The sequence below is a fragment of the Streptococcus sp. KHUD_012 genome (assembly GCF_052588255.1).
The window spans coordinates 1,737,901-1,758,880 of the sequence record NZ_CP159355.1; the positions used below are offsets into that span (position 1 = coordinate 1,737,901).

Here is a 20,980-nt window from a genome sequence, read left to right on the forward strand (position 1 = left end):
TTCTTATTTTGTAGCTTTCGCTTCTAGATAATCTGCAATGGCAGCCACGTCCTTATCCCCACGTCCAGAGACATTGATAATAATAATCTTGTCCTTGTCCAATTGTGGAGCACGTTTGACAGCTTCTGCAATCGCATGTGAACTTTCAATAGCTGGGAGGATCCCTTCTGTCTTACTGAGGAGAAGAAGAGCTTGAACCGCTTCATCATCTGTCGCTGCCACATATTCAACACGACCAGAATCTTTAAAGAAGGCATGTTCTGGACCTACACCTGGGTAGTCCAAACCAGCAGAGATCGAGTACACTGGCGCTACTTTTCCATCTTCGCCAAAGACAGCGTAGGTCTTCATCCCATCGACAACTCCAACAGTCCCCTTGGTCATGGTTGCTGCGTGCTGGTCTGTGTCCAAGCCATGACCAGCTGCTTCAACACCGACCAATTTGACCTCTTCATCACCTACATATTGGGAGAAGGCACCAATGGCATTAGATCCACCACCGACACAGGCAATCACATAGTCTGGCAAACGACCTTCTTTTTCCAAAATTTGACGTTTAGACTCTTCACTGATCACTTTTTGGAATTCATGCACAATGGTTGGGTAAGGGTGAGGTCCAACAGCAGAACCCAAGACATAAAAAGCATCGAGGTCTGCCATCCATGCTCCAAAAGCAGCATCAACGGCGTCTTTCAAGGTCTTTGTTCCTGTTTCAACCGCATGAACGGTTGCCCCCATCATTTCCATGCGGAAGACATTGAGACGTTGACGTTCGACGTCTTCTGCTCCCATGTAGACATCACAGGCCATACCAAACTTAGCTGCCGCAGCTGCTGTAGCCACACCATGTTGACCAGCTCCTGTTTCAGCAATCACGCGTGTTTTGCCCATGCGTTTAGCCAAGAGAATTTGCCCCAAGACGTTATTCAATTTATGAGAACCTAGGTGGTTCAAGTCTTCGCGCTTCAAATAAATTTTCGCCCCACCTAAATGATCTGTCAAACTTTCCGCAAAGTAGAGCGGTGTTTCCCGTCCAGAATAGTCTTTCAAATAATGTTTGTATTCTGCAATAAATTCTGGGTCATTTTTATACTGTTCAAAAGTTGCCTCTAATTGATCGAGCAAGTTTTGAATGGGTTCTGGTACGAAAGATCCACCAAATTGTCCGAAATAGCCTTTTGTTTCTGTCATGATTGTATCCTCTTTTCTATATTTTCAATCCTATTTATGATCTTTTTTCTCTCTCGTTGGTCCTTTGAGCTGCAGTCTCACAGGGTCCTTTTGAGATACAAAAAAACTCACACAGAAAAATCTGTGTGAGGACGATTCGATACCGCGGTGCCACCTCAATTGTAGGAAGCTATTTTTCTCCTACATCTCTGACCTGTCTAACAACAGGGTGCACGATAAGGTGTGCTCACCGAATTTTTATTGTTTCAAATTCATCATCATAAACGCATCAGCCCATTTCAAGATTCACCACTGCTTGTTCGCAATCACCACAAGCTCCCTGGAAGTGAGAAAAATCTCTACTTTTCTGATGTCTTGAAGCTATTATAGCTCCCGCTTCTGACTTTGTCAACAAAAATTTCAAAAAGTGACTGAAATGTTCGGATTTTACATTTCCCCATTTTTGGCTAGCAATCGCGCTTGGAGATACTGAAAGCCTAGATAGGCCAGGTAAGCCCCTAAGGTATTGGTCCACAAATCATCTAGCTCAAAGACACGATTGGCATCAAACAAAAGATCTAAGAGCACTTGGCTAGATTCAATCCATAGACTTAGACCAAAGCCAAAGAGTAAGACCCGTTTGTGACTCCGCAACCAGGGCCATAGCCAGAGAAGTTGAAAGACCAGCGGGCTTAACAAAAAGACATTGGCTACGTTTTGGAGAATCACCTTGATGAGTTGGATGACACTGGTGATCTGGCCAAAATTCATCAACGAATTAAGTGGAACCAGTAGGACGACGATGCGACCAAAATGTTGAATTCCCGGTGTTTCCATACCTGGCTCTGGCTGTTGAGGCAAAAAGCACATCAGGCACAAGAGGATAAAATAGAAGAAGCTGCCACTCTGTAACAGCCTTCTTCCTCTCTTTGTTAGTTCTGTTTGATCCATCAGCCCTTGTTTAAGGTTGCGCATGTTCAACAATCGCTTTCTCCCGATCCCGTTTCATCGTATTGGAACGCAATTGGCCACAGGCAGCATCAATATCTGTACCGTGCTCTTGACGCACCACACAGTTGACACCTTGTTTTTTCAAGGTATCATAGAAGGCCATAACCCGTTCTTTTGGACTCCGGCTATATTGGTCATGCTCACTGACAGGATTATAAGGAATCAAGTTAACATAAGACAATTTCTTAATATTCTTGAGCAATTCTGCCAACTCTAAGGCTTGCTCAACCCCATCATTGACTTCATTCAACATGATGTACTCAAAGGTCACCCGACGGTTCGTGGTTTCGATATAGTATTCAATCGCTGCAAACAATTTTTCAATTGGGAAAGCCCGGTTGATCTTCATGATGCTAGAGCGCAAGTCGTTGTTTGGAGCATGTAGAGACACCGCCAAATTGACCTGCACCCCTTCATTTGCAAAGTCGCGAATTTTATGGGCCAAACCAGAAGTTGATACGGTAATATGACGAGCCCCAATCGCTAGACCTTTATCATCGTTGACGGTCCGGATAAATTTCAAGACGTTGTTATAGTTGTCAAATGGTTCTCCGATCCCCATGACAACGATATGGCTGACCCGTTCATCTTGACCCCGTTCGTCAAAGTATTTTTGGACCAACATGATTTGAGACACGATTTCCCCATTGTTCAAATCGCGTTGTTTTTTGATCAAACCTGAAGCACAGAAGGTACAACCGATATTGCATCCTACCTGAGTCGTTACACAAACAGATAAACCATAGTGCTGACGCATCAAGACGGTTTCAATCAACATGCCATCTGGCAATTCAAAAAGATACTTGACCGTTCCATCTGCTGACTCTTGCACGATCCGTTGCTTGAGTGGGTTGACAACGAATTGATCGTTTAACTTCGCAATTAAGTCCTTAGAAAGGTTGGTCATTTCTTCGAAAGACTGGACACGTTTACGATAGAGCCATTCCCAGATTTGTGCTGCACGGAATTTCTTTTCGCCATTTTCTTCCGCCCAATCAATCATCTCTTGGCGTGTTAAACTATAAATCGATGGTTTCATTCTTTCTTACTCCTCTTTTTGACGAATCACAAAATGACGTTTGTTGTTCGTCTTTGTTGTTTTTTTAGTTTCAGCAGACGGTCTTGTTTTTTTCGAGTTATTCGTTGACTGTCCCTTGTCGCGTTCTCGTTTTTGGAAACGATCTTTTTGTTTGCGATTGCGCGAACGCTTCTTAGGCTCTCTTTCTTCTGATTGAGCTTTTTTGACCGGTGATTTCTTATCAAAGGAAGCACGATGAGGCTCCTTATTTTCAAGGACAAAATAAGCACAACCATAGCTACAATATTCTAACAAATAATCGTCTAAGCGACTTAGTTTATCCATCGTTGCAACATCGCGTTCTTCCTTATAGAAGCCACGCAAGCGCAACTGCTCATTGCTCCAATCACCAACAATGTAATCAAATTTGGTTAAAATCTCAGAAAATCGTTGACCAAAAACGGTCGCATCAAATGCTTCCTTTTCATTTTTTAACAACTCAAAGGAGAGGTTTTCTGAAAGGATCTGGTCTCCTACCTGACGAAACACAGGTCCAGGAAATTTATTGTAATTATATAATTCAGGGTCAATCTCTTTTCGCATAGTGTTCCTTCATCAAAATCTATTTACTGTAACACTTTATTCTATCATAAATTTGATAACTTGCGTCAGATTTGACTAGAAAAGAGTTGAAATTCCTTTGACAGCAAAAAGAGAGTGGGACAGAAATCGGTAATTCGTTAGAATTCGATTTCGTCGTCCCACCTCCGCACAGTTGAGTAGGGCTGTAAAAGCTGATGCAATCAGCGTAGTAGAGCCCACTCAACCACTGCGTCTTGCTCGACAATCCAAAAATAATTGAGAGGCTAGGACTTTTGTCCCAGTCTCTATGAAGATTCATCGCCAGATGAAAGGGGCAAATAAAGTGTGATTTTCGTATAGCTATTAGCTTTAGAATCAATCTCCATATGATAGGCTTCGCCAAATTGAAGATGCAATCGTTGGTCCACATTTTTCAAGCCAACACCTCCTAAACGAAGAAGGGTTTGGTCTGTTGATCCGGATAAATCAAACCCTTGTCCATTGTCAAAAATCGATACGCAGGCGGAGTCTCCACTGACTTCAGTTGTCACTCGAATGAGACCTGGCCGATCGATCTCTTTAATGCCATGGTAAATCGCATTTTCCACTAAGGGTTGAAGCACTAATTTGGGTAGCTGATAATCGCCCAACCGTTCATCTTCTAGAATTTCATAATTGAGCTTTTCACCATAACGTTGTTTTTGAATGAAAAGATACTGGCGAACATGGTCAATTTCATCTCTCAGTAGGATTTGTTCCTGGCCTTGGTTGAGAGCCAGTCGAAAATATTGAGCCAGAGACTTAGTGATGTCGACCACGCGCCGACTATCATTAAACTCCGCCATCCAGACAATCGTATCCAAGGTATTGTAGAGAAAATGCGGATTAATCTGAGCCGAAAGTGCCCGCAGCTCGTAACGCCGTGCGTTCTGCTCCTCCTCCTTTACCTGTTGCATGAGATGATCGATTTGATCCAACATGGCATTAAAAGCTTGAGCGAGGTCGACCAATTCTGGAGATCCTTTGGCTGCAGCCCTCACGTGAGCATCTCCTGATCCAATCCTCAAAATGATGGTCTGAAGGTCTCGTAAGGGTTTGATCCACAAACGCAGAACAAAGCCAAGCCCTATTAAACACATGATCAAGGCCAGTAATCCTAGACCAATGAAAGAGTATAGGAGTTGCGACTGAAGCATCTGAAGTCCTTCAAGTGAAGCTACTCCAATCAAGGTCCAATCACTATTTGGAATCGGAACTTGATAGATAAAATTCTGCCCTCCTTTTGCATAGCCATCTGTCACAGCAATATAGGGCTGCATGGCCTGCATCTCTTGGCTGGAGGAATAGACCGTTTTTTTAGGATGGTAGACAAACTCATGCTTTTGATTAATGATAAAACTAAAGCCTTGTTTCCCTAGTTGCAGGTGATCCAAGTAAGCCTGAAGGCTATCGTAGCCAATATCCAAGCGTACTACTCCAAGATTTTGACCAGTCTGATCAACCACTTCTTGGGTAATAGAAACCACCCATTTTTCTTTTTCCGAAGTCAAGAATTCCTTTCGAGCTGGCGTCAAAACTGGCATGGCTCTTTCCTTAATCGCCTCTTGATACCAGCTTTCATTCATCATGTCTGAGGAAGTCTGCATGCTGATTTTGGAATCTGTCGCTACCAGACGTCCATCCTTGGTCACCAAGACCGCAGAGACCAAGTCCGGATCCGTTTCAATCATCGTTCGCATCAAGTGCTGAACCGTTTCTTGATCCGCACTCTTATCTTGGGCAAATTGTTGAACAGCCTGTTCCTTGCTAAGCACCGTTGTGGTCTGCTTTAATTTTTTTAGATAAGACGTAATAAACTGACTACTTTGGTCGATACTATTTCTTGTCGTCCGCTCCGTTAGCTGGCGGATCGTCCCTGAACTCGTTTGATAGTAAAGGCTACCGATGAGACCAAAAAGTAAGAGAATGAAGAGAAAAAAGTAGAGGACCAGCTGAATCAGCAAGGGATATCGTTTCATTCATGCTCTCCTTTTTTGTACTGCCTTGGCGTCACCCCAACAACCTGCTTAAAGCGTTGAGAAAAATAGTTCATATCTTCAAAACCAACCTGATCGGCGATCTCATAAATCTTTAAATCTGTCGTGAGAAGCAAGAGTTGAGCCTTCTTCATTCGCTCTTGGATGAGGTATTCTTGGAAAGGAAGTCCCAATTTTTTCTTGATCAATACACTTAGATAAGAGGAACTGAAGCCAAGTTGATAGGCCAAATCCTTCAGGGTTAACTGCGAATCTGCTAAACGAGCATGAATGGCTTCTTCCAACTCTGTCGAATAACCATGGCTGACCAAATCTTCGACTTGCGCTTTCTTTCGCTCTTTGTCTAGCTTTCCTTTCACCTTGGCTAACATCTCTTCAATATCATCTTTTGAAAAAGGCTTCAGCAAATAATCATCCGCACCTAACTTGATGGCTTTTCTCGCAAACTCAAAGTCATCATAACCTGTCAAAAAAATGATATGACAAGACGGAGATTTCTCTTTAACGAGATGGGCTAGATCCAAGCCATTCATTTGTGGCATGTTGATATCGGTTAGAAGGATATCGGCTGGTTGCTCTTGAAACTTCTCCCAAGCCTCACGCCCATTTTCTGCCTGATTGATGACAGTCATTCCAAACTGTTCATAGTTGACTAAGGAAGTCAGACCCTGCCGAATCAACTCTTCATCTTCCACAATCATAATCGCGTACATGTCTTTCACCTACTTGTTTTTGCTATACTTATTATAGCAAATTATAGACTGAATTGTCTCAGACATAGTCTAATAAATAACCGTAGCCCTTTTCTTTCATTTCTGCTTTAGGTATGAAGGTAATAGACAAACTATTGATGCAATAGCGAAGGCCTCCTTTTTCCTTGGGTCCATCTGTAAAAACATGACCCAGATGGGAATTTCCCACACGGCTCCGAACTTCTGTCCGAGTCATATTGAAACTCTTATCCTCCTTATAAATCGCCACATCAGGACTAATGGGACGGCTAAAACTTGGCCAACCACATCCAGAATCAAATTTATCCTTAGAGGAAAAGAGCGGCTCACCGGTCACGACATCTACATAAATACCGGCATCAAACTGATCCCAGTAACGATTGGAGAAGGCCCGTTCGGTATCATTTTTTTGTGTTACCGCATATTCTTCTGGGCTCAATTTCTTTTTGATCTCCTCATCACTCGGTTTAGAGTAGCGACTAGCATCAATCACCGGATAAGAAGCTTGATTGACATCAATATGGCAGTACCCATTCGGATGTTTCTTTAGATAATCCTGGTGGTAATCTTCCGCCTGGATGAAATTGATCAGTGGCTCTTTTTCTACTGCTAACGGTTTGTCGTATTTCTTTGCTACTTCATCAAAGACTTGGTTAATGGTTGGAAGGTCTTCTTGAGAGACATAATAGACACCTGTTCGGTATTGAGTACCTTGATCGTTTCCTTGACGATTCTTCGACGTTGGGTCGATAATCCGGAAATAGTGCAGGAGCAATTCTTTCAGAGATACCTGCTTGACATTGTAAGTGATGTGAACTGTTTCAGCATGGCCTGTTTGAGGGACCAATTCATACTTGGTTGTATCTCCCTTCCCATTGGCGTAACCTGATACAGCATCGATCACACCTGGAACACGGGAGAAATATTCCTCTACGCCCCAGAAGCAACCACCAGCTAGATAGATTTCTCGTTGGTCTTCTGGGTTGACTTTTTCTTCCTTCTTTTTGTTTGCTACTGGTGTCTGACTCATGGACGCTTTTTTGATCTGCTCAGTCGTCGCATCTGATGTATCCAAGGCCATGGATCCTTTGATAAGGAAAAAGATTCCAAAACAAAATAGCCCCACTAAAAGAATGGAAATGAGTTTCCATTTTGTTTCCATTTTATGTCCTCCTTACTTCATTTCTTTTAGAGTCTGGACGATGTCTTCCTTGCTCATATAACCGATATGGGTCTTAGCGAGAGTTCCATCGCTCGCAATAAAGAGAGCAGATGGATAAGAGCGAATCCCATACTCTTTGAGCAAGTCGCCCTTACTGTCCATCAAGACTGGGAAATCCTTGTAATCCAAAGACTGGTACCAGTTTTTGAAATCTGCTTCCGATTTTTCACCATTAAAGGTTGGAGCTACAACGGATAAGACCACATAATCCTTACCCTCCTCTGCCTTTGCTAAATCATTTGTGTCGCCTAATGTTGAAAGACAGATTGAGCACCAGGAAGCCCAAAATTTGAGGTAAACTTTCTTCCCTTTGTAATCGGATAATCGGTAGGTCTTACCGTCTACTCCTTGCAGGTTAAACTCCTTCACTTTCTTGCCAGATGGTTGCCTAGCCCCAGCTTTGGCTGTTTGTTGGCTCATGTCCTTATTGGAAGTAGCCATTCCTTGACTCGAGCAAGCCCCCAAAAGTCCAGTACACAAGAATCCTGCAGCTACTAAAGCTAATTTCTTCATCATTATTACCTCTTTAAACAAGGAGAAAGTCATCCTCAGATGACCTCTCCCTTCTTTCATTCCTTGTCTGATTTCATATCAGATGATCCACTCTTTTCATCTTTCATTTCTGAATCGCTGGATTTCATCTCATCTTTTTTCATATCATCCTTCATTTCAGAACTGCTGTCAGACATCATAGATGAATCTTTCATGTCTTCTTTTTTCATTTTATCATCGGACATGGACGAATCCTTCATGTCATCCTTCTTCATATCGTCCTTCTTCATCATACTACTATCGTCCGTTTTTTTCATATCTGAATCCGATTTTTGTCCAGAACAAGCTGCTAAAGTGACAAGGCTAAGCGTAGCAATGGTAAGTGTAAGAATTTTTTTCATGATTTTTCTCCTTTAATCATTCAAGATTAGTGAAACAGGGATGCTAGACTGTTGAGATTGCCCAGCATGAGCAAGATGCCCATCAAGACGATGAGAGCACCACCGATTTTTTTCAAGGTCCCCATATGGGGCTTGAGTTTGGCAAAGCGTTGCAAGACCCAGCCTGAAGCCAGGGCCAAGAGTAGGAAGGGAAGAGCTAAGCCCAAGGTGTAAACCAGCATTAAGAGCGCTCCTTGTAGAGCACCATTTCCTCCAGAGGCCGCAATTGCTAAAACGGAGCTCAATACAGGTCCGACACAAGGAGTCCACCCAAAACTAAAGGTCACTCCAATTAGAAAGGCATTGAAGAATTCGTTGCGTTTTTCATCCTTCTTCAGTTGGATACTCTTTTGTTTTTGGAGTTGCTGAAGATTGATGAGACCCATCTGATGGATTCCCAATAAGATGACAATCCCTCCTAGTAGGTAACGGAACCAGGGAGCATAGAGTACCTGACCCAGGGCACCCGCACCATAACCTAGGATGAGAAATACGGTTGATAGACCAGCAATAAAACAGAGGGTCTTGACCAAACCATACCAAGAAATATCTCTTCCAAAAATACGCACCGTTTTTTCATGCTCAGAATCCAATAAAATCCCTACATAGACTGGCATCAACGGTAAAATACACGGAGAGAAAAAAGATAGAATCCCCGCTAAGAACACTGAAATGGAAAATAAACTATTTTCAATCATTCCAACTACCTCCCTTACTTTCTGACACTAGTATAAAGAAAAAATCTCTCTAAAAATAGAGAGATTGATATGCAAAAACTTGAATTTGATTAGGAGGTGAATTTTCCCTTTTGCTAACGCCACTTCGCATATTCACGTCCCAAACTTTGTTTGGCATACTACTTTACTTCTTCTTCAAATAATCAATAGCATCTTGAAGGGTTTTGACAGGCACAATTTTCATCTTCGAATGGATTTGTTTCGCTGCTTCTTTAGCGGTTTCATAGTTCGATTTAGCCTTGGGATTGGCTTTCTTTTCTTCTTTAGAAACAGGGTTATTGGGGGCAAAGAAAATTTCTGCTCCTTCTTTATCTGCTGCGACGACTTTCTTGTCAATCCCACCGATATCACCAACCGTCCCATCTTGGTTAATGGTTCCTGTCCCTGCAATATGGCGTCCCTGACGAAGATCTGGATCAGCCACTTGAGTGTAGATGGCTAGGCTAAACATCATGCCGGCACTTGGTCCACCAATTCCTTGGGTCGCAAACTGGACAGGAACATCGCCTTTGGCTTCCGTCCGGTCGATCAGGCTAATCCCAATTCCGTTTTTCCCGTTGGTTAATTTGATGATCTTCCCATCTGCGGTCTTGGTTTGTCCATCCTCAATATAGGTCACCGAAACGGGATCGCCAATTTTTTGAGAACCGACATAGTCAATCAATTCTTTGGAACTCTTAAAGGTCTTGCCATTCACACCAGTTACGGTATCCGCTATGTTCAAGACTCCTTTAAAGGTCGAGTCATCTGCCACCTGCATGACATAGACTCCTAGAAAGTCCATCTGGGTTTCTTTTCCAGCTGTCTTTAGCCCCTGGTAGATGGCCATATTTTGTGAGGTTTCCATATAGAATTGGTTGATTCGCGTAAATTCTTGGCTGGAGCTACCACCTGTCATATCCTTAGCAGAGTAGATATCTGTAAAAGGTGTCGCCCAAGCATAGATCAAATCAGCCGGAGTTGCTTCTTTCACTGCGACAGTTACAAAATCATAGGATCCCGACTTGGTATCCATTTTTCCATCTACTGTCATGACGGATCGAATATCTTCAGCCGTTCCCGGCATCTCAATGTAATAGGGAAGGCGAATCACAAAAGCAGCTAGCAAGAGGAGCAAGAAAAGAACGCCTGCAATTGGCCATCGGTATTCTTTCAACCGTCCTTTTTTCTTTTTAGGGGTCAAGCTTGGTTTATTCGCTTGGGTCATCTTTGATTTCCTCCATTACACTCTCTGGTACATAAGGTGAGATATCCTGCTGAAAAGCCAGCAACTCTCGAATACGGGTGGAACTAATAGCCTGATAAGGAGGCTGAGCATAGAGATAAATGGTCTCCACTTCAGGCGCTAATTGGTGGTTGAAATAATCCATATTGGCTTCATAAACTAGATCCTGCGCATTACGCAAGCCCCGGATCAAGGTCACTACGCCAAGATTGCGCGCCACGGACACAGCCAACTCTTGAGTCGACGTCACAATTTCAACATTCTCCAAATGAGCCAAGGCCCCTTCTACCATACGCACGCGCTGCTCAATAGAAAAGAGACCAACCTTTTCCGCATTATAAAAAATTCCGACATAGACACGATCGAACAAGCGACTCGCCCGCTCGATCAATTGCACATGCCCAATGGTAATCGGATCAAACGATCCGGTAAACAATCCAGTTCTATCTGACATATACTGTTACCTTACTAATTCCATAGATTTTTTCTTTCCAGATCCCCACCTGTCCGATTTCCTCAGGGAGTTCCACGTGTTTATCGGTCTCACACACAATCATGATGTCTTCTGATAAGAGGTGGCGCTCACACAAGATTTCGATATCTCGGACAATCTCTTCCTTGGCATAAGGCGGGTCTAAGAAAACCAGATCAAAGGTGCCCGTTAGAAACCCCAAGGCTTGCTTAGCCTCCATTTTTAACAGTTGAAACCGTTCCTTTTCCTTGGTCATGGCAATATTAGCTGCCACGATTTCCTGCGCTCGACGATCTCTTTCCACTAGAACCGCCTCTGACATGCCTCGAGAGACTGCCTCGATAGAGAGGCCACCGCTTCCTGCATAGAGATCCAGCACTCTTCCTCCATCAAAGTAAGGACCGATCATATTAAACATGGCCCCTCTGACCTTATCAGAAGTCGGTCTGGTTGTTTTTCCTTCAAGTGTTTTTAGGGGACGTCCCCCATAGGTTCCGGATACTATTTTCATAGGGACCATTATACCAAAAAAAATCAGAAAATTGCGATTTGATATGGTCAAGCGACAACTAAAAGAGGCTGGGACAAAAGTCCTAGCCTCTCAATTATTTTTGGATTGTCGAGCAAGACGCAGTAGTTGAGTGGGCTCTACTACGCTGATTTCATCAGCTTTTACAGCCCTACTCAACTGTGCGGAGGTAGGACGACGAAATCGAATTCTAACGAATTACCGATTTCTGTCCCACTCTCTTTCTTCCTTATAGGATATTTTCATATTCATCGCGGACAGATTGAGGCCAGACACTGGTTTGGACTTCACCGATATGTTTCTTACGAAGTAAGAACATAGCCAAACGAGATTGTCCGATCCCTCCACCAATCGTGAGTGGGAAGAGACCATTTAACAAAGCCTTGTGCCACTCTAATTGGAGACGATCCTCGTCCCCTGTAATCGCAACTTGACGGCGAAGCGTATCTTCATCGACACGGATCCCCATTGAAGACAACTCAAAGGCTGAACCTAGAACGTCATTCCAGACTAGGATATCACCATTCAAGCCCTTGTAGCCATTTTCAGACTCTGTTGTCCAGTCATCGTAGTCAGGTGCACGGCCATCGTGTGGTTTGCCATCTGCAAGCTCTCCACCAATCCCGATCAAGAAAACGGCTCCGAATTCTTTGGCAATGGCATTTTCACGCTCTTTTGGAGTTAAATCTGGATAGCGTTCCACCAACTCTTCTGTGTGAACGAAGGTAATTTGTTTTGGAAGAACTGACTCAATGTCATAGCGCGCTTCTACTGCTAGTTCTGTTAAACGAATCGCCTTGTAGATTTTTTCAACCGTTTCTTTGAGGTAGGCGATATTGCGTTGACCATTTGGGATGACTTTTTCCCAGTCCCATTGGTCTACATAAACAGAGTGGATAGCGTCTAGCGAATCTTCATCTGGACGAAGAGCCTTCATATGGACAAAGAGACCTTCTCCTTCGCCAAAACCAAAACGTGCCAAGGTATGGCGTTTCCATTTTGCGAGTGAATGCACGACTTCATAAGTCTCATCAGGAATTTGAAGGACCTTTACAGATACCGGATGTTCAATCCCAGAAAGGTTATCCTGCATCCCGTCTCCGACCTTGCTCAAAATTGGCCCTTGGACTTCAATGATGTCCAATTTATCTTTTAAATATTGTGTGAAAGTCGTTTTAACAAACGAAATTTCTTTTTGTTGGTGGATAAAACTTTTTTTCATATAGTTCCTCATTTATAGACATTTTAGAAATGATTATACTCTTTTTTCAATCAAAATCAAGTCTTTTCATTCGTTTTCAACTGAATTTTTCTCTTGCAAAAAGGATTCATTTTTGATAAACTGTATGTAACTTTTAAAACGTTACATAGGAGAAGCGACATGTTTGATGCAAAAAAACTAAAAGAAAGACGCCTAGAAAAAGGCTTGACCCAAGCTGATGTCTACGAGGATCTCAAGATTTCTCGCAAGACTTACTCCAGTTGGGAGAATGGCTTAGCAGAGCCACACGAAAAAAATCTCAGGAGGTTGGCCAAGCGCCTCTCCGTTAAAGAGGACTACTTTATTAACAAAGACTCCGCACTCTACACCTACCCTTTATTAACCCCACCTCATCAAAAGAAAGTCGACCAGTTGGCCAGCCAGTTATTCGAACAGCAGCAAAAAGTTGTTTCCTTGACTGCTTATAAGGTTCTTTCGATTGAACTAGCAGCCGGTTTGGGACATACCTTTTATGACAACGAAACAGACTATGAAACTGTCTATTTTGACCAAGAGATCCAGCACGATTTCGCTTCTTGGGTATCAGGTGATTCGATGGAACCTCTCTACCCCAACGGCTCTGTTGCCCTCATGAAGCAGACTGGCTTTGACTATGATGGGGCTGTCTACGCCCTCATCTGGAATGGAAAGACCTATATCAAGAAAGTCTATCGGGAGGCTGAAGGCTTGCGCTTAGAATCCATCAACCCTGACTACGATGATTTATTTGCTCCCTATGAAGACGAGCCCAAAATCGTCGGCATTGTGGTCGGGCATTTTCTCCCACTCGAGGTTTAAATATGCTATTTGATTATTCACGTGAGCCTCATTCTGATATTGCTTTTGTGGATATGAAAAGTTTTTATGCCAGTTGTGAATGTGTCCGTCTGGGGCTCAATCCCTTGACGACTTCTCTTTGCGTCATGAGTCGAAGCGACAATTCTGCTGGCCTGATTTTAGCGAGTTCTCCCGTTTTCAAACAAGTCTTTGGCAAGAAGAATGTCAGCCGTAGCTACGACCTACCTTTTGACCTCAAAACCAGAAAATTTAATGGCTACGTCGCCAAAAAGCAAGGATTGCCAACGGATCCAACCTTTGTTTCCTACATTGAATCCTGGGCCAAGAGGACCCTGATTGTGCCGCCACGCATGAATGCCTACATTCAGGTCAATATGGAGATTCAGAAGGTTTTTCAGGAATTTGCGGCACCCGATGACATATTTCCTTACTCGATCGACGAAGGCTTTATCGATCTGACTTCTTCCTTAAATTATTTTATTCCAGATTCCTCCCTCTCGCGAAAGGAAAAACTGGACCTTCTTTCTGCCAGGATTCAAAAAAGAATCTGGCAGGAAACTGGAATCTATTCTACCATTGGCCTCAGCAACGCCAATCCCCTTCTTGCCAAGCTAGCCTTGGACAACGAAGCCAAGCATTGCCGAAATATGCGCTCCAACTGGTCTTACGAAGACGTAGAAAGCAAGGTCTGGAAACTGCCCCAGCTCACTGATTTTTGGGGCATTGGACGTCGCACTGAAAAACGATTGCAAGGGATCGGGATCACGTCGATTAAAGAACTGGCTCAGGCTCATCCCGATCTCTTAAAGAAAGAATTCGGAGTCATGGGGCTTCAACTTTGGTTCCATGCTCATGGCATTGATGAAAGCAATGTCCACAAACCTTATCGTCCGAAGTCACGAGGCATTGGCAATTCTCAAATCTTGCCCTATGACTACCACCTACAAACAGACATTGAACTGGTGTTTCGTGAGATGGCTGAACAGGTGGCTATCCGCTTGCGACGGAAAAAAAAGAAGACTCAGCTAGTCTCCATTCATGCCTCCTACTCCAAAATTGAGGGGCTTCCGTCCATTCATTGTCAGCAAAAGATTGAACCCACGCAATCCACCAAGGTTTTATCCGATACTGTTCTGCGGCTCTTTCGCTCCAAGTACGAAGGCGGAGCCATTCGGCAGATTGGTGTTTTTTATGGCGAACTTGTCGAGGAATCTCTCCAACTTTTTTCTCTCTTTGATGATCCAATAGCCCTAGAAAAAGAGGAAAATCTCCAGCAGACCATCGACCGCATTCGGGACCAATTTGGCTTTACCTCTCTTCAGAAAGGCTCCTCACTACTAGAAAACTCACGCGCCATTGCACGCAGTAAACTAACTGGCGGACATTCCGCAGGAGGCTTAGATGGATTAACATGATCGACCGTTCTTATCTCCCTTATCAATCCGCACGCGAATTTCAAGACCGTGGCATGGCCAAATGGGCCGGCTTCTTTTTATCTGAGCACACAACTGCCCTTCACACAAAAGAAATTGACCGCAGTCAGCTCACGATTCTTCCACTTGCTGAACAGATCCAGCTCCTGGAGCAGGCCTTCCAACAACAAACGACGATCTCGATCACGACTCTAGAGGGGAATCAATTTGCAACCTACACAGGTTCGATTCACACCTTATCTGCTTCTGAGCTTCTTCTCAAAAGCAATGGTCACTACCACCGGCTCCTTCTGACCTCTATCATTTTTATTGAAGCTGAGGAAACACCGTATGAAACCAATTCAGACTAAACACGAATTACAATTTGATTATTTTTCAGAGAATTACCACCAATTTGAGATGGACTTTTACAAGTGGGCCGCTACTTCTACGCCGCTCGTCTTTTTAGAAGACGATATTCTCCACTCTATGGCAGCAGGCCAGCGAAACTACTTTCGTCTTCACCATACTAAAAGTCGGGATCATCGAGACCATTATTTCTATTTCAAGGTTTCCACACTCTCCCAATCACCCCTGACCCGTATTTACGCTTATACAGGACATCACTTACAAAAGATAGATCCTCATCAGACAGAGAAAAAGGATAGCTTGATCTGAGAAGCTATCCTTTTTCTTGATTTATGGGATTCACTACAATCCTTATGAGTGATTAGAATCCATCTACGTTGGTGTAGATTTTTTGTACGTCCTCGTCATCTTCAAGAACGCTGTAAAGTTTTTCAAATGTTTCCAAATCTTCACCTGATAACTCAACTTCTGATTGAGGAATCATTTCCAATTCTGTTACTTGGAATTCTTCGACACCTGATTCACGCAAAGCAACGATCGCTTTGTGAAGATCAGTTGGAGCAGTGTAGACTGTGATCGTTCCTTCTTCTGCTTCGACATCATCTACATCAACATCTGCTTCAAGCAAAAGTTCAAAGATCGCATCGGCATCATCACCAGCAAATACGATGACACCTTTGTTGTCAAAGAGGTAAGATACAGAACCGGAAGCTCCCATGTTCCCACCGTTTTTACCAAAAGCAGCACGGACATTAGCAGCTGTACGGTTGACGTTTGACGTCAAGGTATCAACGATCAACATCGAACCATTTGGTCCAAATCCTTCGTAACGTCCTTCTGTAAAGGTTTCGTCAGTGTTTCCTTTTGCCTTATCGATCGCTTTATCAATCACGTGCTTTGGCACTTGCGCTTGTTTCGCACGGTCAATAACGAATCTCAAAGCAGTATTTAGTTCTGGATCTGGTTCACCCTTTTTAGCAGCTACATAGATCTCCACACCAAATTTAGCATACACTTTTGAGTTGGCACCATCTTTGGCAGTTTTCTTGGCAACAATATTGGCCCATTTACGTCCCATGAGGATTCTCCTTAAATTTTTTCAAATTATTTTCAATCTTTTATATTATATCATAAATCACAAGACTTGGAAGAGTTTTTTGTGTATCCTTCCAATTGGAGTTGCTCGACTATTCACCTCTTATTGATCTTCCACTCTCACTGGCACCCGCCCCCAGATCTGCTCTGGCAATTGGGGATGGCCTAGTTGATACACCTGATCGGCTTGCTGGGTCAAACTGTCCCAAGGTTCCTTACCGATTCGGGTCACGATTTCTACTGATTTTTTCAAGCCTTTGAGATGAGCTTGTCCCTTTGCGGAAAATCCTAAGACATGAATGGCATAGGGAAGAGCTTGATCCATCGCCCCTACCAAGATGTAGGTCAAGATGCGGCGCACACGTGCTTTGGTATAGCGCTTGGTTGCGACTTTCTCCACCAGGTCTTCCACAGAACTAGCACTTCGAACCGCATCTTTTATCCGATTGGCCAGTTCTTCATTGACTTGAAAAATCTGTGTCAAATCCGGATGGGTTAGGATTTGATAACGGAGCAGTTGGTCATAATACTCCCAAGATACCTGTGGAGCCGACTGAAAGAGTTGGCTATTGGGCATGAATTTAGCGACAAAGTCTTGATCTTCCTTGTGTAGGCGTAGACTAGTCGCAGAAGCATAGGCCACCTCTTTTTCTTCTGAATGGTAGCCTGCACCTTGACGTTGGATAGCCTTGAGCGCAATTCCCTTCCCAGCACAAGCCTTGGCATAGGCCAAACCCAGGATATGATTGGGAGTAGCTCCTGTGAACTCCACTCCAGCAAAGGTTTCCCACATTTTTTGAGTCTTTTGTGGATAGGATAAATCTTCTGGAAGACTTCGCAGGAAAGCTTCCATTTCCACTTCTTTCTCCGAATAAACAGTCGCAATCGCTTGGTAATCTAAGACCTCTTCTGTCCCAAAAGTCAATTGGTCGATTCCTAGACGGGACAAGATTTCTACTGCTCCCTTGGCAAAATGATCAGCCGACTGAACAGCCACGAGAAAGGGGAGCTCGACCACCAGATCTGCTCCATTTTCCAAAGCCATCTGAGCACGTGTCCACTTGTCTACAATGGCAGGTTCGCCACGCTGGACAAAATTCCCAGACATGAGCACAATCTTCAGCCCTTCTGCCTGTTCCAGCAGGTACTTGTGTCCATTATGAAAGGGATTAAATTCTGCAATAATACCTGTAACTGTCATGCTATCCTACTTCTGTGCTACAAAAAACCAACGTTTGCTGGTCTTTGTTGGCGCTTTGTCCTCAAAGTCTGCATACAATTTGAAAGATTTAAAGCCAGCCTGCTCCAATAAGATGTCATAGGTTAAAACTTCATAAGTGCGTTCCTCATGAACTTCATCGTGGCGACTAAAGGAGCCATCCTCTTCTTGGACAAAGAAGGTCAGCTCATGGACGATCGAGTGAGGGGCTGCATCCTCATAGGTATCCCAGAGCATGGCAAAGTCTTCCGCATTCTCGTGGTAAGAATATCCTGGGAATACCTCATCTGTCTGGTAGGTCGAATGTACATCAAAGATAAAAACACCATCTTCATTAAGGGCATTATACACTTCTTTGAAGACATCCCCTACTTCTACCTCGTCTTGCATGTAGCAGATAGAATCGGAATAGCAGGTCACGAAATCATAAGTGCCTGCTTGCGACAGGTCCAGCATATTGCCCTTGATAAAATCAATCTTCTGCTTGGCTGAAGCCGCTCTTTTTTCAGCAATTTTCAGCATATCCGCACTCAGGTCTAATCCTGTCACATCAAAACCAGCTTTGGAAAAGCGAACAGACTGAATCCCTGTCCCACAAGCCAATTCCAGTAATTTTTTCCGGTCCTTACTTTTAGGAAGATGACGGAGGGAAAAATCCGTCCATAAGTCATACAGACTATCATCCATGACCGCATCGTAGACCGCCGCAAACGTTTCATAAGTCGCCATATTCATGATACCAAGTCCATCCGTAATCCGATAGAAAATTAGGAGCACGACGATGGAGCTAAACTCCAAGGAGTGCTATCTATTTTCCGAGGAGTACAGGACGGGTTCAAATCCTTTCTAAGATACAAGGAGCGTTAAAAGCATAGAGAAAATAGGGAACTTTCTGCCGTATCATCAGATACAAAGGAAGTTACTCTTTTTCTCACAGCTTTTAGCTCGTGTTCAATTATCAAATTAACCAAACACGAGGCCCCATCCTTTCTTTCCATAGAATTTCAATTTAACCAACAAAACTCAGTTGCTACCAACTGAGTTTACCTGCTTATGCTAGGGCTGCTGAAAGATCGACAGCACTTGCTTCGTGCCATAGCTTTTCTAGGTTATAGTGGGCACGCATTTCTTCTGAGAAGACATGAACCACTACACCACCTAAGTCAAGAAGGACCCAACCTCCAGCTGAATCACCTTCGACGTGGCTGGCATTGCCACCAGCTTCAACGACCTTCTCGCGAATATTTTCAGCGATAGCCTCCAATTGACGGCTATTCATAGAGCTTGCGATGACAAAGTAGTCTGTCACGCTGGTTAAGCTTTGAACATCCAAAGCCACAATGTCTTCTGCACGCTTTTCATCGGCTGCTTTGACAACTAGTTCAAGTAGTTCTTTTTCTTTCATGTAATCCTCTTTCCTTAAAAAATTGATTTGTAATCTAAGACATCCGCAAAACGTTCTGCCCAAATATTTTCATAAAATTCATTAAGCGTTTCTGCCGGAATATCCTCTCCATCAAAGGTTGTGACAGCTCCTTCTGGAATAACCAACTTATAACCGTATTCAAACCCCACTTTGACGGATGTATCGACACAATATTCTGTCTGCATACCACACAGGACCAGTTGTTCAATCCCTTGTTGATCCAAGTATTCTTTTAATCCTGTCTCTTTAAATATGCTATTGTATCGCTTCTGAAATACCTTCTCATCTGCCTGCCTCTTCAACAGGGGCGATAATTGCCAATCTTCCGAAGTTAAAGCCTCTGGCGTTTCAATATGCTGTATATAGATGATTTCAATCTGCTCTTTTCTAGCCTGATCTTGCAAATAAGCGATCTTCTCTAAGAGCTTTCCTGTCTCAAAACCTGTTTCCACTAAGATATTTTGTACATCAATAATGATAAAAGCTGTCTTCACTCACTGCTCCTCTTTCAAATACTTCACAAAGGCGTTATAGGTTTCAAGGGTTTGGGGATAAATGGGCAATCCTTGGTGGGCCAGGTGTTCGACTGTGCGAGCCGTCTCATAGGCCACGGCACGATCCAAGGAGACTTGGGCAATGTCGCGCGCCTGATCTACCCCTGGAAAGGCCCGGTTGTGCTCAATGTAATCTGCCACATAGACAATCTTGTCTAAGGTCGACATCTGTCCACTCCCCACGGTGTGAATCTCAATACTGCGAAGAATGGCTGGATCTGTCAGTCCGAGGTCTTCTTGGATCTTGTAAATCCCGACCATCCCATGCCAGACATTGTTGCCCCAGTTTTTTAATGCTGGATCCAGCTCATAGCGATCGATCAAGTCCAGAAATTTCTGATCTGATAATTTCTTGGCATAGTCATGTAAGAGACCTGCTAGGCCAGCCTGCTCTTCATCAGCCCCATAGCGTTTGGCCAAGTCACGCGCAGCCTTCTCAACCCCTAAACAGTGAGTAAGCCGCTTTTCTGGCAGGATTTGACGCATTTTTTCAAGCAAGACCTCACGAGAAAAGCCTAGATAGTTTTCATAGGTCATTGATACAAACCTTCTTTCTTGATGTAGTCCAAGACTGGTTTTGGCAACATAAAATTCGGCGTCCGACCCTTGGCTACAAAATCACGCACCATACTAGAGGAGATGTCCATTAGAGGAACGTCCACCCAGATCACCGGATAAGAAGTCCCTGCCTTATAGCGTGGTCGCTGGACCCCGACAAATTGCACAATCTCCACCAATTCATCGATGCGGTGCCATTTGGGTAAATAATCCACCATATCTGCACCAATAATGAAGTAATAATCTGTGTCTGGATCCCGTTCATTGAGCAAGAGCATGGTGTCGTAGGTATAGGAAATCCCTTTCCGCTCGAGTTCAATCGTCTCGATCTCCAGACCTTCAATGCCTTCAATGGCTAATTCCAGCATCTTAAGGCGATGGTGCTCTGCAATCGTCCCCTTGGCATCGACATGCGGCGGCTCATACTCAGGCATCAAGAGCACCTTATCTAACCCTAATTGTTGGCGCACTTGATCCGCAACGACCAAATGGGCATTGTGGACCGGATTGAAATTTCCACCCAAAATACCAACTTGTTTGCGTTTCTTGTCTTTGATCTCTGGCTCTAACTCTACCTTGGTAAAGGGAGTCAATAGTTCAATTGCCATAGGTTTGCTCTCCTC

At 43.7% G+C, this 20,980-nt stretch carries 25 protein-coding genes and 1 other annotated feature; of the genes, 4 read left to right on the forward strand and 21 right to left on the reverse strand.

Annotation, left to right across the window (positions count from 1 at the left end):
- Positions 1 to 3: 3 nt before the first annotated feature.
- From trpB to asnA, 14 genes are all read right to left on the reverse strand, one after another.
- Entirely contained in the window at positions 4 to 1,191 is a 1,188-nt protein-coding gene (trpB, locus tag ABVF55_RS08385) for a tryptophan synthase subunit beta (protein WP_048687733.1), read from the reverse strand.
- 124 nt (positions 1,192 to 1,315) lie between these two features.
- Positions 1,316 to 1,550, reverse strand: a binding site (T-box leader).
- A gap of 67 nt (positions 1,551 to 1,617) precedes the next feature.
- The gene (locus tag ABVF55_RS08390) at positions 1,618 to 2,145 is read right to left on the reverse strand and encodes a VanZ family protein (RefSeq protein WP_070589638.1); all 528 of its coding nucleotides are present in this window, start codon (positions 2,143 to 2,145) and stop codon (positions 1,618 to 1,620) included.
- The gene (gene rlmN, locus ABVF55_RS08395) at positions 2,132 to 3,220 is read right to left on the reverse strand and encodes a 23S rRNA (adenine(2503)-C(2))-methyltransferase RlmN (RefSeq protein ID WP_049514207.1); all 1,089 of its coding nucleotides are present in this window, start codon (positions 3,218 to 3,220) and stop codon (positions 2,132 to 2,134) included. Before rlmN ends, ABVF55_RS08390 begins: the two co-directional genes overlap by 14 nt.
- 6 nt (positions 3,221 to 3,226) lie before the next feature.
- Complete coding sequence (locus tag ABVF55_RS08400; protein WP_003005915.1) at positions 3,227 to 3,802, reverse strand: YutD family protein; 576 nt, start codon at positions 3,800 to 3,802, stop codon at positions 3,227 to 3,229.
- 284 nt (positions 3,803 to 4,086) lie between these two features.
- Positions 4,087 to 5,799 carry a cache domain-containing sensor histidine kinase gene (locus ABVF55_RS08405; protein ID WP_272111139.1) on the reverse strand — a complete coding sequence of 571 codons (1,713 nt, stop codon included), beginning with the start codon at positions 5,797 to 5,799 and terminating at the stop codon, positions 4,087 to 4,089.
- Positions 5,796 to 6,530 (reverse strand): response regulator transcription factor, encoded by a 735-nt coding sequence (locus tag ABVF55_RS08410; protein ID WP_272111138.1) that lies wholly within the window; start codon positions 6,528 to 6,530, stop codon positions 5,796 to 5,798. The genes ABVF55_RS08405 and ABVF55_RS08410 overlap by 4 nt, the downstream gene beginning before the upstream one ends.
- A 58-nt stretch (positions 6,531 to 6,588) precedes the next feature.
- Positions 6,589 to 7,710 (reverse strand): peptide-methionine (R)-S-oxide reductase MsrB, encoded by a 1,122-nt coding sequence (gene msrB / locus ABVF55_RS08415; protein ID WP_272111137.1) that lies wholly within the window; start codon positions 7,708 to 7,710, stop codon positions 6,589 to 6,591.
- A 12-nt stretch (positions 7,711 to 7,722) separates the two neighbouring features.
- Positions 7,723 to 8,283, reverse strand: a complete 561-nt coding sequence (locus tag ABVF55_RS08420) for a redoxin domain-containing protein (RefSeq protein WP_445285651.1) — start codon at positions 8,281 to 8,283, stop codon at positions 7,723 to 7,725.
- A 56-nt stretch (positions 8,284 to 8,339) separates the two neighbouring features.
- Positions 8,340 to 8,663, reverse strand: coding sequence for a hypothetical protein (locus ABVF55_RS08425; RefSeq protein ID WP_070586393.1), 324 nt, complete (start codon positions 8,661 to 8,663; stop codon positions 8,340 to 8,342).
- 26 nt (positions 8,664 to 8,689) lie between these two features.
- Positions 8,690 to 9,400 (reverse strand): thiol-disulfide oxidoreductase-associated membrane protein CcdA2, encoded by a 711-nt coding sequence (ccdA2, locus tag ABVF55_RS08430; RefSeq protein WP_219075037.1) that lies wholly within the window; start codon positions 9,398 to 9,400, stop codon positions 8,690 to 8,692.
- Positions 9,401 to 9,563: 163 nt separating this feature from the next.
- Positions 9,564 to 10,646 (reverse strand): SepM family pheromone-processing serine protease, encoded by a 1,083-nt coding sequence (locus ABVF55_RS08435; RefSeq protein ID WP_445285225.1) that lies wholly within the window; start codon positions 10,644 to 10,646, stop codon positions 9,564 to 9,566.
- On the reverse strand, positions 10,630 to 11,118 hold the full coding sequence (coaD, locus tag ABVF55_RS08440; RefSeq protein ID WP_445285226.1) for a pantetheine-phosphate adenylyltransferase: 489 nt from the start codon (positions 11,116 to 11,118) through the stop codon (positions 10,630 to 10,632). Before coaD ends, ABVF55_RS08435 begins: the two co-directional genes overlap by 17 nt.
- Positions 11,108 to 11,647 carry a 16S rRNA (guanine(966)-N(2))-methyltransferase RsmD gene (rsmD, locus tag ABVF55_RS08445; RefSeq protein ID WP_445285227.1) on the reverse strand — a complete coding sequence of 180 codons (540 nt, stop codon included), beginning with the start codon at positions 11,645 to 11,647 and terminating at the stop codon, positions 11,108 to 11,110. Before rsmD ends, coaD begins: the two co-directional genes overlap by 11 nt.
- A gap of 247 nt (positions 11,648 to 11,894) precedes the next feature.
- Positions 11,895 to 12,887 carry an aspartate--ammonia ligase gene (asnA, locus tag ABVF55_RS08450; protein WP_003005888.1) on the reverse strand — a complete coding sequence of 331 codons (993 nt, stop codon included), beginning with the start codon at positions 12,885 to 12,887 and terminating at the stop codon, positions 11,895 to 11,897.
- 159 nt (positions 12,888 to 13,046) lie between these two features.
- On the opposite strand from asnA, the gene ABVF55_RS08455 reads away from it, so the two are divergent.
- From ABVF55_RS08455 to ABVF55_RS08470, 4 genes are read left to right on the forward strand one after another with little or no spacing between them, the layout of a single operon-like run.
- Complete coding sequence (locus ABVF55_RS08455) at positions 13,047 to 13,724, forward strand: helix-turn-helix domain-containing protein (RefSeq protein WP_003011690.1); 678 nt, start codon at positions 13,047 to 13,049, stop codon at positions 13,722 to 13,724.
- A 2-nt stretch (positions 13,725 to 13,726) separates the two neighbouring features.
- Positions 13,727 to 15,139: a Y-family DNA polymerase gene (locus ABVF55_RS08460; protein WP_445285228.1), complete on the forward strand. Its 1,413-nt coding sequence runs from the start codon at positions 13,727 to 13,729 to the stop codon at positions 15,137 to 15,139.
- Positions 15,136 to 15,507 (forward strand): hypothetical protein, encoded by a 372-nt coding sequence (locus tag ABVF55_RS08465; RefSeq protein ID WP_049514182.1) that lies wholly within the window; start codon positions 15,136 to 15,138, stop codon positions 15,505 to 15,507. Before ABVF55_RS08460 ends, ABVF55_RS08465 begins: the two co-directional genes overlap by 4 nt.
- Positions 15,488 to 15,814, forward strand: coding sequence for a DUF5960 family protein (locus ABVF55_RS08470; protein ID WP_003005875.1), 327 nt, complete (start codon positions 15,488 to 15,490; stop codon positions 15,812 to 15,814). Before ABVF55_RS08465 ends, ABVF55_RS08470 begins: the two co-directional genes overlap by 20 nt.
- Before the next feature lie 52 nt (positions 15,815 to 15,866).
- Here the strand turns inward: ABVF55_RS08470 and ABVF55_RS08475 are convergent, their stop codons facing one another.
- From ABVF55_RS08475 to ABVF55_RS08505, 7 genes are all read right to left on the reverse strand, one after another.
- Positions 15,867 to 16,583 (reverse strand): YebC/PmpR family DNA-binding transcriptional regulator, encoded by a 717-nt coding sequence (locus ABVF55_RS08475; RefSeq protein WP_003005873.1) that lies wholly within the window; start codon positions 16,581 to 16,583, stop codon positions 15,867 to 15,869.
- Between the two features lie 120 nt (positions 16,584 to 16,703).
- Positions 16,704 to 17,801: a nucleotidyltransferase gene (locus tag ABVF55_RS08480; RefSeq protein WP_223325767.1), complete on the reverse strand. Its 1,098-nt coding sequence runs from the start codon at positions 17,799 to 17,801 to the stop codon at positions 16,704 to 16,706.
- A gap of 6 nt (positions 17,802 to 17,807) precedes the next feature.
- A complete protein-coding gene (locus tag ABVF55_RS08485) occupies positions 17,808 to 18,548 on the reverse strand; it encodes a class I SAM-dependent DNA methyltransferase (protein ID WP_311626171.1) in 741 nt (246 codons plus the stop codon).
- A 322-nt stretch (positions 18,549 to 18,870) separates the two neighbouring features.
- The gene (rsfS, locus tag ABVF55_RS08490) at positions 18,871 to 19,224 is read right to left on the reverse strand and encodes a ribosome silencing factor (RefSeq protein ID WP_003014310.1); all 354 of its coding nucleotides are present in this window, start codon (positions 19,222 to 19,224) and stop codon (positions 18,871 to 18,873) included.
- A gap of 14 nt (positions 19,225 to 19,238) precedes the next feature.
- Entirely contained in the window at positions 19,239 to 19,739 is a 501-nt protein-coding gene (locus ABVF55_RS08495) for a cysteine hydrolase family protein (protein ID WP_045759149.1), read from the reverse strand.
- Positions 19,740 to 20,336 (reverse strand): bis(5'-nucleosyl)-tetraphosphatase (symmetrical) YqeK, encoded by a 597-nt coding sequence (gene yqeK / locus ABVF55_RS08500; protein WP_045759148.1) that lies wholly within the window; start codon positions 20,334 to 20,336, stop codon positions 19,740 to 19,742.
- Positions 20,333 to 20,965 (reverse strand): nicotinate-nucleotide adenylyltransferase, encoded by a 633-nt coding sequence (locus tag ABVF55_RS08505; protein WP_003012335.1) that lies wholly within the window; start codon positions 20,963 to 20,965, stop codon positions 20,333 to 20,335. Before ABVF55_RS08505 ends, yqeK begins: the two co-directional genes overlap by 4 nt.
- Positions 20,966 to 20,980: the final 15 nt, after the last annotated feature.

What these genes read in the sequence shown, in the direction of transcription:
- ABVF55_RS08480 (WP_223325767.1), bottom strand. Translation starts at nt 17,801, where the DNA reads ATGACAGTTACAGGTATTATTGCAGAATTTAATCCCTTTCATAATGGA.
- ABVF55_RS08505 (WP_003012335.1), bottom strand. Translation starts at nt 20,965, where the DNA reads ATGGCAATTGAACTATTGACTCCCTTTACCAAGGTAGAGTTAGAGCCA.
- asnA (WP_003005888.1), bottom strand. Translation starts at nt 12,887, where the DNA reads ATGAAAAAAAGTTTTATCCACCAACAAAAAGAAATTTCGTTTGTTAAA.
- ABVF55_RS08400 (WP_003005915.1), bottom strand. Translation starts at nt 3,802, where the DNA reads ATGCGAAAAGAGATTGACCCTGAATTATATAATTACAATAAATTTCCT.
- ABVF55_RS08425 (WP_070586393.1), bottom strand. Translation starts at nt 8,663, where the DNA reads ATGAAAAAAATTCTTACACTTACCATTGCTACGCTTAGCCTTGTCACT.
- ccdA2 (WP_219075037.1), bottom strand. Translation starts at nt 9,400, where the DNA reads ATGATTGAAAATAGTTTATTTTCCATTTCAGTGTTCTTAGCGGGGATT.
- rsmD (WP_445285227.1), bottom strand. Translation starts at nt 11,647, where the DNA reads ATGAAAATAGTATCCGGAACCTATGGGGGACGTCCCCTAAAAACACTT.
- trpB (WP_048687733.1), bottom strand. Translation starts at nt 1,191, where the DNA reads ATGACAGAAACAAAAGGCTATTTCGGACAATTTGGTGGATCTTTCGTA.
- ABVF55_RS08465 (WP_049514182.1), top strand. Translation starts at nt 15,136, where the DNA reads ATGATCGACCGTTCTTATCTCCCTTATCAATCCGCACGCGAATTTCAA.
- yqeK (WP_045759148.1), bottom strand. Translation starts at nt 20,336, where the DNA reads ATGACCTATGAAAACTATCTAGGCTTTTCTCGTGAGGTCTTGCTTGAA.
- rlmN (WP_049514207.1), bottom strand. Translation starts at nt 3,220, where the DNA reads ATGAAACCATCGATTTATAGTTTAACACGCCAAGAGATGATTGATTGG.
- msrB (WP_272111137.1), bottom strand. Translation starts at nt 7,710, where the DNA reads ATGGAAACAAAATGGAAACTCATTTCCATTCTTTTAGTGGGGCTATTT.
- ABVF55_RS08405 (WP_272111139.1), bottom strand. Translation starts at nt 5,799, where the DNA reads ATGAAACGATATCCCTTGCTGATTCAGCTGGTCCTCTACTTTTTTCTC.
- ABVF55_RS08485 (WP_311626171.1), bottom strand. Translation starts at nt 18,548, where the DNA reads ATGGCGACTTATGAAACGTTTGCGGCGGTCTACGATGCGGTCATGGAT.
- ABVF55_RS08455 (WP_003011690.1), top strand. Translation starts at nt 13,047, where the DNA reads ATGTTTGATGCAAAAAAACTAAAAGAAAGACGCCTAGAAAAAGGCTTG.
- ABVF55_RS08470 (WP_003005875.1), top strand. Translation starts at nt 15,488, where the DNA reads ATGAAACCAATTCAGACTAAACACGAATTACAATTTGATTATTTTTCA.
- ABVF55_RS08475 (WP_003005873.1), bottom strand. Translation starts at nt 16,583, where the DNA reads ATGGGACGTAAATGGGCCAATATTGTTGCCAAGAAAACTGCCAAAGAT.
- ABVF55_RS08420 (WP_445285651.1), bottom strand. Translation starts at nt 8,283, where the DNA reads ATGAAGAAATTAGCTTTAGTAGCTGCAGGATTCTTGTGTACTGGACTT.
- ABVF55_RS08435 (WP_445285225.1), bottom strand. Translation starts at nt 10,646, where the DNA reads ATGACCCAAGCGAATAAACCAAGCTTGACCCCTAAAAAGAAAAAAGGA.
- coaD (WP_445285226.1), bottom strand. Translation starts at nt 11,118, where the DNA reads ATGTCAGATAGAACTGGATTGTTTACCGGATCGTTTGATCCGATTACC.
- ABVF55_RS08460 (WP_445285228.1), top strand. Translation starts at nt 13,727, where the DNA reads ATGCTATTTGATTATTCACGTGAGCCTCATTCTGATATTGCTTTTGTG.
- ABVF55_RS08390 (WP_070589638.1), bottom strand. Translation starts at nt 2,145, where the DNA reads ATGCGCAACCTTAAACAAGGGCTGATGGATCAAACAGAACTAACAAAG.
- ABVF55_RS08410 (WP_272111138.1), bottom strand. Translation starts at nt 6,530, where the DNA reads ATGTACGCGATTATGATTGTGGAAGATGAAGAGTTGATTCGGCAGGGT.
- rsfS (WP_003014310.1), bottom strand. Translation starts at nt 19,224, where the DNA reads ATGAAAGAAAAAGAACTACTTGAACTAGTTGTCAAAGCAGCCGATGAA.